This is a genomic window from Amycolatopsis nigrescens CSC17Ta-90 (assembly GCF_000384315.1).
GTDB lineage: Bacteria > Actinomycetota > Actinomycetes > Mycobacteriales > Pseudonocardiaceae > Amycolatopsis > Amycolatopsis nigrescens.
This window is the reverse complement of sequence record NZ_ARVW01000001.1, coordinates 2,068,622-2,081,824: the sequence shown is the minus strand read 5'-3', so window position 1 is coordinate 2,081,824 and position 13,203 is coordinate 2,068,622. Positions and strand designations below refer to the sequence as shown.

The following is a 13,203-nucleotide window of genomic DNA, read 5'->3' as shown; positions in this document are numbered from 1 at the left end:
CGGGATGGCGCGGCCCGGAGCCGGGGAAGGGGTACCCAGCTCCGGGCCGCAGTTATCGGGAGTGGACGGTCAGAACGAAATCGGCTCAGCCGATCGGGTTGAGCTGCTCGGGCGTCAGCTTCTCCCGCCATCCGGCCGGGACCTGCTGCGACCATCCGTTGTAGACCAGCGGAATCGGCAGCACGCCCTGTCCACCCATGCCGGATTGCCCGGTGAGGGTGTCCTCCATTTTCGTGTCGGCCGTCTGGTTGAGCACCAGCTGGCCGGCGATGGCGGCGTCCGAGATGTTGCCGTCACCGTTCGGGTCGATGTCGATGACCTGCGCGGCGTTGGAGAACTTGTTGGACACGTAGCCGTAGTAGCCGCCGCCCTTCTTGGCACCGAAGTTGATGCCGTGACAGCCGGCGTTGCAAGGCAGCTCCTTGAGCACCTTGTCGGTCTTCGGGTCGATGACCGAAACCGTGCCGCTGAAGGTGTTCGCGGCCAGCAGCGCCTTGTCGTCGGGGCTGACCGGGAGCTGGATGGTGAGGCCACCCCACGGCTTGGTGCCGTCCCGCCCGGCGACCGGGTCGTAGTTCTCCCACAGGTTGATGCTGGAGTTGTGCACCGCCTTGCCGTCCTGCATGCAGGCGTCCTCCGCGAGCGAGACACACGAAATGCTCGCCCCGAGGAAGTCTGCCATGTAGAACTTCGACTGGTCCGACATCATTCCGGAAGCGATCGGCAATTCGCCGGTCGGTTCCTTCTTCCAGGTACCTGTTTCGTTGTCGACCACACTGGCGTCGTACGGGTTGACGTTCGGCGTGATGGTGGTCTTGCCGTCACCGCTGAGCCAGAACGCGTGCGGATGCTGCGGGGCCATGTTCGCTCCCATCGGCCCGACCGGAATGCGCCGGTCGATCTTCGTGGCACCCGGTGAGAGCTCCACGACATCCGTACCACCGTTGATCGCCACCTGCACCTGGTCGGTATCGGTCCGGGTCATCACGTGTGATGGATCCGGCCCGACTTCGACAGTTCGGACGTGCGCGCCGGTATCTCGGTCGAACACCGACAGCTCGTCGTCGAACCATTGCGTCTGGTACAGGTACTTGTAGTCCTTGTCCGTCCACATGTTGTGCGGATTGTTCAGATTGATGCTCGAACCGGAGATCTTCCGATCGACCTTCCAGTTCTCCACGTTGACCTTCGTGGCCGCACCCACGTAGTCCTTACCGGCGTATTCCTCCATCTGGGTGTCGATCCAGACTTCACCCACCCCTGGTGTCTTCGGTGGGGTCAGCGCGTCCAGCGTCTTGGGATAGTTGAACTTCTTGTCGTAGTAGGCGTCCAGGATGGGAATCAGCAGCGGGTTGCCGTTTTCGTCGTACTGCAGGATCGGCGCCGGCGGGAACAGGGGGTTCCAGCTGGACGACTCGGTCGCGCTGTACTTCTGCCAGTTGTCCGGCACGGTGATCGTGAAGAACGACCGCACCAGCTGCTGGATGACGTCCGCGCTCGACGGAACGGTCATGTTCCGCGAGTTGACCTTGAGGCTCTTGCCGAAGTCGAGCCCGATGGTGAGCGGATCGTCGACGACGGTCGCGCCGAGCATGTACGGATGGATGGTGCACGTCCAGGCGTACAGACCCGGCTCGGTGAGCTGCGTGGAGTCCTCGCCGGCGAAAGCACCCATCTGCTCGAAATAGGGCGCGTTCTCCGGCCAGATCAGCGAGGTGATGTCGTGCAGCGACTCGCTGGCCGGATCCTCGATCTTGAAGTTCGCCGTGACCGCGGGGCCCTTCACGGCGAACGTGGCGAGGTCGTCCAGCGCCTTCTGGAGGTCGAGACCGACCGGAAGGCTGTTCAGGCTGATCGGCGCGTCGGCCGGCAGTCCGGCCATCACCGAGGAGAACTGACCGAGCAGCCCTTCGGCCTTGCCGGCGGCCGCTGCCGCCTCCGGCTTGGCCCCGGCGATCGACTTGACGGCGGACAGGGTGCTGTCCAGGTTGAGCATTTCACCGAGGTTCACCCCGGTCTCGCCGAGCAACGGAGCCGACTTGGTCGCGTCCTTCACCAGGCCGGTGAGCGAGTCGACCAGGTTCAGGTTCATCAGGCCACCGGACTCCTGCGGTGCCAAGCCGCCGAGGCCGAGGCCGAGGTCGGGCAGCTTGGGGATGATCCCGCCGTCCAGTGCGGTGGTGCCGAGCCGCGGCAGTTCCGCCACCGCGAGCGACTTGCCGCCGAACAGCTCGAGCCCGGAGTCGAACCAGTTTCCGTTGCTGTCGTTCAGGTTGAAGGTGATCGGCACCGGACCGACTCCGACCGGCAACGCGGTGGCGGGCACCGCGGCCACCGCCGAAGCCCCGACCGCTCCGATAGCCAGCAAGACCGCCCCCTTGAAGCGGTATCGCTTACTTCGGGCTCCCGGAGGAGCTTTTAAGGACATGGGCATTCCTTTCTTTTTCGTCCGAATTCGGACGAAAAAATTACAGCACGCTGAGTGTTCGACGACGGATGCGTGCGGGTTAATTGAATGTAAAGGAACGTGCTCGCAATTCTGGGCGCCTGGTGAAGAAATGTGTAAGTAATTGATTGCCGGTCGGCGAATCTGAATACTTCCCGAGGTGGATATGCGAATAGTGGAAGGTGCTCGGAAAATGTTTCAGTGCTGGGCGCGGAGCACCCAGGTGCGGACCAGTTGCGCGCTGACCACGGTGAGCAGCAGCACGGCGAGCAGCGCCACCGGCTGGGAAAGCTGCTTCCGCTCGGCCGGCAGCGCCACCGCCGTGCCGGCGGGCCGCCGAGCGTTCGCCACCAACGGGCTCGGCGCGTCCGGGCCAGGAACACCCTGTCCCGGGGCGGCACCGGGGGCACGGAAACCGATCGCTGCCCCGGCCGGAAATGGCTGCCCGAGGCGGGTACCGAACCGGGTGCCGCCGCCCTTGCCGCCCGCGATCGGGTCGTACGAAGCTCCCGTCGTATCCCAGTTCCACCGTGGACGACCTGGACGGTCCGACAGTCCCGGGGAGTCGCCAGGGGCACTCGGCCCGAGCGGGGGTGCCGGAGCTTCCGGGTCGGGGACATCGGGCTGGTCGGCGGCGCGGGCCAGAATGCCGCAGGCCGCGCCGAGCACCGAGCGCACCGGTGGCACCAGCAGCTCAAGAACCGGCGCCAGCAAAGGAATCTCCCGCAGCCGCTGGACCACGGCCTCGGCGACGTGTGTCCCGTCGATCATCAGCTCACCGACCGGGACGGTACCGAGGGGGACCGGCGGCAAGCCGTTCCACACCTGCCGGAACGGTGCCACCAGGATGCCGAGCGGGTCCAGTCCTTTGAGGACTTCCGTGATCGGCTCGCCCACCGCCCGCGGGTCCAGCACGACCGCCTGACCGGCCACCCCCTCCATCACGGTCGCGCAGCTCGAGGCTAGTACCGGGTCCGCGGGCACGGCCCCCACCGCCGTGCCCGTGAAGCAGACGAGCATCAGCACGCCGAACGAGAAGCAGCGGCGAATTCGCATGCTTGGCCTCCTGGTTTCAGTCATCGTGCTGCCAGCAGTCGAGCAGTTCGGCCTGTGCGCCGGGCCAGCCGCGGACGACCACGCGCACGTCCCGCGCGAGCTGCACCCGCAGCCTTTTCCGGAAATCGGTCAGTCGTTCGCGGTCGAAGGGTCGTTCGCTCACTAGGAACAGCAGCACCCCACGATTGGTGCGGGCCACCAGCGCGTTCAACCGGGCGGGGCTGGTGACCGGGCGCGGGCAGGTCCACGCCACCCACAAGGCAGCGTCCGGTTCCGCTGCCGGCGGGCGGGATTCGGTGATCAGATCCCATCGCGACAGGTACTGGTCGATCGTCGCCGTGCTGAGCGCGATCGAGAACTTCCCGCGGATCAGCTCGGCGACCGCCCGCCGCGTCCACAACAGACACGGCAGGCCAAGGTCGTCCGGCGGTCCGCTCGCGACGGTCTTGACCACCCACGCCTGCTGTGCCGCGGAAAGCGCCAGCCGATCACCGGCGCGGCGCCCTCGGCGTCTCGGCTGGAGCGCCTGTTCGCCGCCGGCCTGGTAGGTGCGGACCCAGGTGCCCACGGTCTTCCGCGAAACGCCGAAGACGCGCGCGGCCTGCTCGTGCGGAAAGCCGGACTCGACCGCGGCGACGACCTGGCGACGCAGCCGCTCCAGCGCGTCCGCCGGCAGGCTGCGCGCGTCGCCGTCGCGGATGTCCCTGTTCATCTGTTCTCCCCGTTTCGAGAATCAGCGCACGCCGACTGGAATCCGCACCACGGCCTGGTCGACTTCGGACGTGCGCACGGTGACGGCGAGCTCCCACTGCCCCGGCATCGTGATGGGCGCGTTCTGCGCGATCGCGTGATCACCGCTGATCAGCCGCATCTCGACGGGCAGCGGCCCGATGGACCTGGCCGGCAACCTCAGCTCCGCGCGCAACTCGGGTACCTGCTTGGGTTTCCCGTGCACGTCGAGCACCGCGAGGTGCACCTCGTTCCGGCCGACCGCACCGGGCATGACCAACGCCGCCAGCTTGCCGGCCCCCTGCTCGCCGCCCCCGGCGTCGAACGGCAGCACCACGTTCACCGGCCCGGTACGCTCCGGGATCGACTCCAGCGCGCGGATCCTGGTCAGCTCGGCCGCGGCGGGCTCGGCACTCACCAGCGACGCGGTCAACCCGAGCAGCACGCTGGCGACGGTGACCTCCACCGAGATCATCCGGCGGAAGCGGCCGACCTCACGTTCCGCCGGCCCTCTGCGCGCCCGCCGCTTGTCGGAGACCGTGACGACCTCGAAGGCGTAGTGCCGGCGCACCCAGTTGCGGGCCAGCCCGCCCAGCCCCACCAGCACGACGACCACGCCCACCTTCGCGGCGAGCACGAGCCCGTATGCCGTGCCGAACAAGGCCGCCGGCGTGCCGACTTCGCGCCAGGCCTGATAGGTGCCCGTCACCATCAGGACACCGACGCAGATCGGCGCGGTGGCCGAGAATCGGGGGATCGCGGTCCGCATACCGCCCACGTCACCCGAGCGCAGCAGAACGCCGAGCAGCACGGGCAGGCCGCCGAGCCAGACCGCCATCGCGAGCAGATGGATCGCGTCGGCGGGGATGGCCAGTCCGACCTGCGCTCCGGTCGCGCTGTGGTTGGCCAGGCTCCAGGTCACCGCCAGCGCGGCACCGGTCGCGAGCACCACCACCGCTCGGCGGCGGTGGTTGCGGACCTGGTACTGCCCGAAAGGCGTGCTGCGGCGCAGGTATCGCAGTCCCACGGCGATCAGGCCGAGCAGTACCAGCCGGACGGCGAGCGTCACGCCCATCCGGTCGGCCAGCGTCGAGCCGAGCAACGCCGGATCCGTGAGGTCGCCCATCGATCCGCCGGCCGCGTACGGGCCGTAGATGAGCAGCGTCCCCACGGTGGCTCCGGTCAGGGTTCCCCAGCCGGTCCACAGCAATCGGCGCGCCCCGGCCATCGCCTCGCCGCCCGGCCAGCACACGGCCACGAAGAAGGCCGATCCGATCAGCAGGGCCAGTCCGGCGTACGCGAGCCAGCGGGTGATGCCGTACAGCAGCGACACCGCTCCGCTCGCGGTACCGGCGTCCGTGCCGGCCGCGACGCCGCCGGTGACTTCGCCGACGCTGAACGCGAAAGCCCCCTGCACGGGATGGGAGTCGGCGGACACCACCCGGTAGGACACCGTGTAGGTGCCCTTGGCCAGCCCGGCCGGCAGGGTCGCCGCGACGACCTCGGGGCTGTCCGGTGGATGCGCCGGCTTCGAGACGCCCGCGACGTCGGCGCCACCCGGGCCGATGAGGCGGATCTCGGCCACGCCGATGCTGACGGATTCGTTGAACCGCAAGGTCACCTCGGACGGCGAGGTACCGAGCACCTCGAAACTTCCCGGTGTGCTGCCCACCAGCACCGCGTGCGCCGAGGCCGTGCCCTGGCTGGAGATCATCGCGATCACGAATACCCCGAGTGCGACGACCAGCCTGCGCGAACACACCGCCATCGATTTCTCTTTCCCAGCTTATTCTCAGGTGGCGAGTGCGCCGATATGAGAATGTTGGATTTGCCGAAGGGCCATGGTGGCACAGTCCCGGCGCTTCTGACCAGCGACGGCCAAAGGCGCTGGATTCGCGCTGTGAAATATTCGGACATCTGCGAGAAACATGGTGCGAGATGCCATTTTCGCAGTATGCGAGCGTGGGCCTCGCGGATTCGCCGAGGATCGCGTCGAGTGCTAGTTAATGGCCCGGACGGGCAAATACGTGCCACTGGCCTGACCGGTTCCGCGCAGCCCGGATGTCCTTGACAGCGCGCGCCGGCGTAACGTCTAATGCTTGCAGGTGACGCCACCGGTCGGGCTGATTCTCTCGAAATCACCGGCGAAGCTAGATCGCGAGAGATCTTCGCAATCATTAGTTAATGGGCGGGTCACGTGGCTGACATGATTTCCGGTGCGGATCTCTTCCGCACAGGAAGATCCCGGCTCGCGCGGCTGGACCTAACATTCCGGCAACACAAGGCTGCTAACTTTCCCTGGCAGAGCGGCATTCACCTCATCGTCGGCCTGAAATGGCCCTGGAGAAGATAGGTCGGAGCAGGACGATGTCGAAGATCACCTATGTTCAGCAGGACGGTTCGGCGGAGTCGTTCGACGTGCCCGCGGGGATATCGGTCATGGAGGCCGCACTGGAGGGCGGCGTCGACGGCATCCTCGCCGAGTGCGGCGGCAACGCCATCTGCGCCACCTGCCACGTCTACGTCGACCCGGAGCAGCTCGACTGGCTGCCCGAGCCGGGCAGCCACGAGGACGCGATGCTGGACAACACGGCCAGCCCCCGCGAACCCAACAGTCGGCTGTCCTGCCAGCTCAAGGTGGGCAGCGAACTGGACGGTCTCGTCGTCCTCGTTCCCGAGGAGCAGGTGTGAGAGCCGCGGTGATCGTCGGTGCCGGGCACGCGGGTTTCCAGGCCGCCGCCTCGTTGCGCGACAAGGGTTATCCCCACCGAGTGGTGCTCGTCGGCGACGAACCCGGCGTGCCCTACCAGCGGCCGCCGCTGTCCAAGGCCTACCTCACCGGCACCCTGCCCGGCGACAAGCTCGCGCTGCGTCCGAGGTTGTTCTACGACAAGCACGACATCGAGCTGGTCGCGGGCCGGGCAGTGGCCATCGACCGCGAGCACCACCGGCTCCGACTAGCCGGCGGCCGATCCCTGCCGTACGGGCACCTCGTGCTCGCCACCGGCGCGCGCAACCGACGGCTGCCAGGGCCCGGCGGCAACCTCGACGGCGTGCTCGGCCTGCGGACCATGGCCGACGCCGACCGGCTCCGCGAACGACTCGGCACGGCCCGCGACGTGGTGGTGATCGGCGGCGGTTTCATCGGCCTGGAGTTCGCCGCGTCGGCCGCCCGGCTCGGGGTGTCGGTGACCGTGGTCGAGTTGGCGGATCGGCTGATGCGCCGCGCCGTGTCGCCAACGGTGTCCCAGCACTACCGCGTCCTGCACGAGCGGCAGGGCAACCGCGTGCTGTCCGGCGTTGCCGTCGCGGGCCTGCACGGCACCGGGCACGTGACCGCCGTCGAGCTCGCGGACGGCACGGTGCTGCCGGCCGACCTCGTCGTCGTTGGCATCGGCGTGGTGCCCAACACCGAACTCGCAGCGGAGGCCGGCCTCGCCGTCGACAACGGCATCGTCGTCGACGAACATATGTCCACGTCGGACCCAGACATCTCCGCGATCGGTGACTGCGCCGCATATCCCAGCAGGCACGCGGGCGGCCAGGTGCGCTCGGAGTCGGTGCAGAACGCCGTCGACCACGCCAGGTGCCTGGCCGCCCGCCTCACCGGCGCGGCCGAGCCCTACGCGTCCGTGCCGTGGTTCTGGAGCAACCAGTTCGACGCCAGGCTGCAGATCGCCGGCATCGCCGCCGGCCACGACGAGGCGGTGGTGCACGGCAGACCGGACGACGGCGGGTTCTCGGTGTTCTGCTTCCGCGAACGGCGGCTGGTCGCCGTGGAGTCGGTCAACCGGGTGCCCGACCACATGGCGGCCCGGCGCCTGTTCACCGCGGGCGGCTCGTTGCGTCCTTCGGATGTCGGCGAGGACTTCGACCTCAGGCAGCATGTCGCCCGGATCGCTTAGGACTGGCGTGAGCCGTCTCTGGCGGTGGCGTGGAGACTGCTCAACAGCGCGAGAGCGTGGGCGCTGGGGGTGGCGGGCTCGGCGTGGTAGATGATCAGTTGCTGTCCAGGAGCGCTGCGTACGTCGAATGCCTGGTAGGTCAGGGTGAGTGGGCCGACGTCCGGGTGCACGAGGTGCTTGGGCTCACGGGTCTTGCCACGCACCTGGTGGGTTTCCCACAGCGCGCGGAACTGTTCGCTGCCCGCGCCGAGTTCGGACAGCAGCTGCCGCAGGCGCGGATCGTGCGGGTCGAAGCCCGCCGCTACCCGCAGATTCGCCACGGTGGCCTGTGTCGTCCAGTCCCAGCGTGCGTAGAACCGTCGTCCTGCGGGGTCGAGGAAGGTCATGCGGGCGAGGTTGTCCACCGCGCGGAACGGTGAGAACAGCGCGTCGGCCAGTGCGTTGGTGGCCAGTACGTCCAGGGCGCGGTCGAGCACGAAGGCGGGGGTGTGCGGGTAACCGTCCATGAGCTGCCGTAGCTCCTGGCTCACGGTCCGCGGCACCGGCGGGGGCCCGCTCTCGGGTGCGGTCCGGGCCAGCCGGTACAGGTGGTCGCGGGCGTCGGGGTCGAGATCCAGCGCGCGGCACAGGGCGTCGAGCACCTGCGGCGACGGATGCGTCTCGCGGCCCTGTTCCAGGCGGGTGTAGTAGTCGGCGTTCACCCCGGCGAGCACGGCGACTTCTTCGCGGCGCAGCCCGGTCACCTTGCGCCGTCCGGAGTAGAGCACGCCCGCGTCTTCGGGGGACCGCGCCGCGCGGCGCGCCCGCAGGAACTCACCCAGTTCACCACCGTCCATGACGCCAGGCTAGGTCACCGTCCGCGCGGCAGGGTGGGTGTGGCACACCCGGTCACCGCGCGTCCTGCCAGGTCCCCCGGCCGAGGGCGAGGCTGGGAAGCGCGACAGGACGCCCAGCACGGAAAGGCACGGCGATGAGCACACCCACCGATGACGGCAAGGCCGGGGAGCTGGAGGGCAAGGTCGCGCTGGTCACCGGCGCCGCCCGCGGGGTCGGCGCGGCCACGGTCGGTTGGCTGTGCGCCCGTGGCGCGCGGGTGCTCGCCACCGACCTCCGTCCAGAGGTGGACGACCTGGCGATGCGGTTCGATGGTGTGTCCACTTTGGTGGGTGAGGTGTCCAGCGAGGACACCGCGGTGCGTTCGGTGGCCGCGGCGCTCGACCGGTTCGGAGGCTTGGACATCCTCATCAGCAACGCCGGACGATCGGTCAACAAGCCGATCACCGAGACCACCGCGCTCGATTGGGACGAGCTGATGTCCGTCAACGCCCGCGGCGCGTTCCTGCATGCCAGGGAGGCGTTCCGGGCCATGTGCGAGCGCGGCGGCGCGATCGTCACCGTCGGATCGTTCGCCTGCACCGTCGGCTTGGCCGAGGCCGCGGCCTACAGCGCGTCCAAGGGGGCGCTGGCGCAGCTCACGAAGGTGCTCGCGCTGGAGGGAGGCCCGCACGGCATCCGCGCCAACGTCGTCGCCCCCGGCGTGATCGAGACCGACCTGCTGGACAACTTCCGCGCCGACAGCCGGCAGTACCTGCGCTCGTTCGGCGAGGTTCACCCACTGGGCCGTGTCGCGCAGCCCGAGGAGATCGCCGAGGTGATCGGGTTCCTGGCTTCGCCCCGGTCCTCCTTCATCACCGGCGCGGTCGTCGCCGCCGACGGCGGCTACACGGCCGCCTGACTCAGCACGACAGAGAACAAGGGAGGACCGAGTCATGACTGGACGGCTCACCGGCAAGGTCGCGCTGATCACGGGCGCGACCGGTGGCATCGGATCGGCCACCGCGGTCACGTTCGCCGGCGAAGGCGCCCGCCTTGTCGTCACCGACGTGGACGAGGACGCGCTGCGGGCGCTCGCCGCGCGCTTGGAGTCCGCGGGCGCCGACGTGCTGGCGGCTCGCTTGGACGTTTCTTCGGCCGGGAACTGGCAGGAGGTGATCGAGCTGACCCGGCAGCGCTTCGGCCGCCTCGACGTGCTGGTCAACGTCGCCGGGATCGTGGACTGGCCCGGCATCGAGAACACCACGCAGGACGCCTGGGATCGGGTGATCGCGGTCAACCAGACCGGCACCTGGCTCGGCATGAAGACCGCGATGGCCCTGCTGCGCGCCTCCGGCAACGCCTCGATCATCAACACGTCCTCGGTGCTCGGTCTCGTCGGCAGCGGGGCCGCCGCCGCATACCAGGCGTCCAAGGGAGCCGTGCGGCTGCTGACCAAGACCGCCGCCGTCGAATACGCCACCCAGGGCGTGCGGGTCAACTCCGTGCACCCCGGAGTCGTTGCCACGCCGATGATCCAGGACCTGCTCGACGAGCAGGGCGACCGGCAACCCGACATCGTGCGCACCCCGATGCGCCGTGCGGGCGACCCCGCCGAGATCGCGCCCGCCATGCTCTTTCTGGCCTGCGACGAATCCTCCTTCGTCACCGGGGCCGAACTCGTCGTCGACGGCGGGCTCACCGCGCACTGAGCGATTCCAGGCTGGTCAGCGGCTGGTCGGTGTCGTGGCGATCGCGTCGATGTCGTCGATGATCGCGGGCCAGAGCGCGGGTGGCAGATCGTGGCCCATGCCGGGATAGCTGACGAATCGCGCTCCCGGGATGGCGTCGGCGGTCGCTTTCCCCGCTCGCGGCGGTTGCAGCGGGTCGGCGTCGCCGCTCAGCACGAGGGTGGGGGCCGTGATGGTGGACAGCTCCGTCCGTCGGTCGCCGGACGCGCGAGCCGCGGCGGCCTGGCGCCGGGCGGCGGCGAAATCGGTGCGATGCGGATGGCCTTCGCTGCCGATTCGGCGCAGCCAGTCCTCGTCCTGCGGATGACCGGTCGAGCCGACCAGCCGGAGCAGCTTGACCAGCCGCTCGCCCGCGGCCTCCGGTCCGGCTGGTTTCCGCCAGTTCAGCGCGAAGTACCGCGCCATGACGCCGATCTTGGTGCGCCGCATGGACGCGTCCGGCGCCGAGCACATCGAGGTCAGGCTCAGCACCCGGTCCTGGTGCCGGGCGGCCATCACCTGGCCGATCATGCCGCCGAGGGACACGCCGACGAGGTGTGCGGCCGGCCAGCCCAGTGTGTCCAATACGGACAGCCCGTCGGTGGCCATGTCCGCGACGGTGTAGGGCCTCCTCGCGCGGGAGGAGCGGCCGGCGTCCCGGTTGTCGCAGCGGGCGACGTGGAAGCCCCGCTCGACCAGCGCCGCGCAGAACTCCTCCGGCCAGCCCAGCATCGGTGCCCCGGCACCGTGGATCAGCAGCAGCGGGCGCCCCGGCGCGGCGCCGAACGTTTCGTAGGCGATCTCGATGTCGCCGTTGCGGGCGAACTGGACGGTCACGATTTTCCCTTTCCTGAAGGCATCGGGAACACGGCGGCGATGACACCGGCCTCGACGGCCCGCACGTCGGTGGCCGGGTCGACCGCGCGGCGCAGGGCGAGGCTGCCGCCGAGCGCGCCGATCAGCACGACAACCTGCGGCAGCGGCAGGACGGGCCGGATGCCGAGGCGCGCGCAGTTCCGCTCCAGCAGCTCCACGATCCGTTCCTCGCGGAGCCGCTGGCCGGCGACCACGGTGCCGGCGAGCTCCGGCTGGCTGGCGATCCAGGCCGCGAACTCGTAGGTGGCCACGCTCCAGCGGGGCTCGCCTTCGCCGAACGCTGGCCCGCCGGGAATCAGCGCGGCGATCAGCTCGTCGCGATCGGACGCGTTGCCGAGGCGTTCCCCGAGGTGCAGGAGGTGCTGCTCGGCCTGTGCTTCGGTGATCGCCAGCCACAGCCCCTCCTTGCCACCGAAGTGCTTGTACAGCGCCCCTCGCGTGTAGCCGGCCTCGGCCACGATCTCCTCCACCGTCGCGGCGAGGAAACCGCGCCGGACGAACACCGACCGCCCGGCTGCCAGCAGCCGTTCGTGCGTCCGCTGCTGCTGCTGCGCCCGCGTCAACCTGGACACCCGGCCATCCATTCAGTAACAGTACGTTTCTAGAAACACGACGTTACCAGAAAGCGGCGCTGGTTAGGGTGAGGTCCGTGAACACGACGGGAGGGACGTGGCCGGTTTCCTGCTTCGGCGCTTCGCCAGCTATGTCGCGTTGTCCCTGATCGCGACGTTCCTGGCGTTCGCGCTCGCCGGCGCGACCTTCCACCCGCTCGATGAGCTGCGGCAGCAGAATCCGCCGCCGTCCGAGGCGGTACTCGCGGCCAAAGCCCACGAGTTGGGCCTGGACCAGCCGATCCCGCAACGGTTCGTGAGCTGGCTGTCGGGGGTGCTCAGCGGCGACTTCGGCACCACGGTGGCCGGCGCGCCGGTCAGCCAGGAGCTGTGGACCCGCGCGGGGGTCAGCGTCCGGCTGTTCCTGATCGGAGCCGTCGTCGGCATCGTGCTCGGCGTGCTGCTCGGCGTGCTGGGCGCCGTCCGCCAGTACCGGTTCGCCGACCACGCCATCACGATCCTTTCCTCCGCGCTGCTGGCCACGCCGGTGTTCGTGCTCGGCATGCTGCTGAAACAGGGCACGCTCGCGATCAACCAGTCGCTGGGCTGGAACTTGCTCGAGTTCACCGGCGAGGTGACCCCGAACTTCAGCGGGAGCTTCGGCGCGGAACTGCTCGACCGGCTGCGGCACCTGGTGCTGCCCACGCTGACCATCGCGCTCGGGCTGGTCGCCTTGTACAGCCGCTACCAGCGCGGCGCCATGCTCGACGTGCTCGGCAGCGACTACCTGCGCACCGCTCGCGCGAAGGGCCTGACCCGGCGCCAGGCCGTGCTCAAACACGGCCTGCGCACCGCGCTGATCCCGATGGCCACCCCGTTCGCCTTCGGCTTCGGCCTGCTGATCACCGGCGGCGTGTTCACCGAGCGACTGTTCAACTGGTACGGCATGGGGGACTGGCTGGTGGTCGGCATCAGCGGCCAGGACATCAACATCACCGCCACGGTCACCCTGTTCGTCGGGGTGTGCGTGCTGGTCTCGGGCTGGCTTTCCGACCTGTTCCACGTCGTGCTCGACCCGCGGATCAGGATCCGGTGAC

The 13,203-nt window shown here is 69.0% G+C and carries 12 protein-coding genes; 5 read left to right on the top strand and 7 right to left on the bottom strand.

The features are described 5' to 3' along the window. Positions 1-85 precede the first annotated feature (85 nt). The 4 genes from AMYNI_RS0109505 to AMYNI_RS0109490 all read right to left on the bottom strand — a co-directional run bounded on the left by AMYNI_RS0109505 (position 86) and on the right by AMYNI_RS0109490 (position 5,999). A complete protein-coding gene (locus AMYNI_RS0109505; RefSeq protein ID WP_020667774.1) occupies positions 86-2,368 on the bottom strand; it encodes a YncE family protein in 2,283 nt (760 codons plus the stop codon). A 276-nt stretch (positions 2,369-2,644) separates the two neighbouring features. Continuing rightward, positions 2,645-3,502 (bottom strand): hypothetical protein, encoded by an 858-nt coding sequence (locus tag AMYNI_RS48950; protein WP_020667773.1) that lies wholly within the window; start codon positions 3,500-3,502, stop codon positions 2,645-2,647. A 16-nt stretch (positions 3,503-3,518) separates the two neighbouring features. Further along, positions 3,519-4,214 carry a helix-turn-helix domain-containing protein gene (locus AMYNI_RS0109495; protein ID WP_020667772.1) on the bottom strand — a complete coding sequence of 232 codons (696 nt, stop codon included), beginning with the start codon at positions 4,212-4,214 and terminating at the stop codon, positions 3,519-3,521. 21 nt (positions 4,215-4,235) lie between these two features. Beyond that, positions 4,236-5,999 carry a copper resistance CopC/CopD family protein gene (locus AMYNI_RS0109490; protein ID WP_020667771.1) on the bottom strand — a complete coding sequence of 588 codons (1,764 nt, stop codon included), beginning with the start codon at positions 5,997-5,999 and terminating at the stop codon, positions 4,236-4,238. A gap of 599 nt (positions 6,000-6,598) precedes the next feature. Here AMYNI_RS0109490 and AMYNI_RS0109485 point away from each other — a divergent pair. Beyond that, complete coding sequence (locus AMYNI_RS0109485; protein ID WP_020667770.1) at positions 6,599-6,922, top strand: 2Fe-2S iron-sulfur cluster-binding protein; 324 nt, start codon at positions 6,599-6,601, stop codon at positions 6,920-6,922. After that, positions 6,919-8,136: an NAD(P)/FAD-dependent oxidoreductase gene (locus tag AMYNI_RS0109480; RefSeq protein ID WP_020667769.1), complete on the top strand. Its 1,218-nt coding sequence runs from the start codon at positions 6,919-6,921 to the stop codon at positions 8,134-8,136. Before AMYNI_RS0109485 ends, AMYNI_RS0109480 begins: the two co-directional genes overlap by 4 nt. On the opposite strand, the gene AMYNI_RS0109475 is transcribed toward AMYNI_RS0109480, so the two are convergent. Further along, positions 8,133-8,972 carry a helix-turn-helix transcriptional regulator gene (locus AMYNI_RS0109475; RefSeq protein ID WP_020667768.1) on the bottom strand — a complete coding sequence of 280 codons (840 nt, stop codon included), beginning with the start codon at positions 8,970-8,972 and terminating at the stop codon, positions 8,133-8,135. The genes AMYNI_RS0109480 and AMYNI_RS0109475 overlap by 4 nt on opposite strands. Before the next feature lie 134 nt (positions 8,973-9,106). On the opposite strand from AMYNI_RS0109475, the gene AMYNI_RS0109470 reads away from it, so the two are divergent. Further along, complete coding sequence (locus tag AMYNI_RS0109470; RefSeq protein ID WP_020667767.1) at positions 9,107-9,871, top strand: SDR family NAD(P)-dependent oxidoreductase; 765 nt, start codon at positions 9,107-9,109, stop codon at positions 9,869-9,871. A 34-nt stretch (positions 9,872-9,905) separates the two neighbouring features. Further along, complete coding sequence (locus AMYNI_RS0109465; RefSeq protein ID WP_020667766.1) at positions 9,906-10,661, top strand: SDR family NAD(P)-dependent oxidoreductase; 756 nt, start codon at positions 9,906-9,908, stop codon at positions 10,659-10,661. A gap of 15 nt (positions 10,662-10,676) precedes the next feature. On the opposite strand, the gene AMYNI_RS44225 is transcribed toward AMYNI_RS0109465, so the two are convergent. Both AMYNI_RS44225 and AMYNI_RS0109455 read right to left on the bottom strand, forming a co-directional pair. Then, positions 10,677-11,516 (bottom strand): alpha/beta fold hydrolase, encoded by an 840-nt coding sequence (locus AMYNI_RS44225; RefSeq protein ID WP_020667765.1) that lies wholly within the window; start codon positions 11,514-11,516, stop codon positions 10,677-10,679. Beyond that, entirely contained in the window at positions 11,513-12,127 is a 615-nt protein-coding gene (locus AMYNI_RS0109455) for a TetR/AcrR family transcriptional regulator (RefSeq protein ID WP_020667764.1), read from the bottom strand. The genes AMYNI_RS44225 and AMYNI_RS0109455 overlap by 4 nt, the downstream gene beginning before the upstream one ends. A 97-nt stretch (positions 12,128-12,224) precedes the next feature. On the opposite strand from AMYNI_RS0109455, the gene AMYNI_RS0109450 reads away from it, so the two are divergent. Further along, positions 12,225-13,202 carry an ABC transporter permease gene (locus tag AMYNI_RS0109450; RefSeq protein ID WP_020667763.1) on the top strand — a complete coding sequence of 326 codons (978 nt, stop codon included), beginning with the start codon at positions 12,225-12,227 and terminating at the stop codon, positions 13,200-13,202. Position 13,203: the final 1 nt, after the last annotated feature.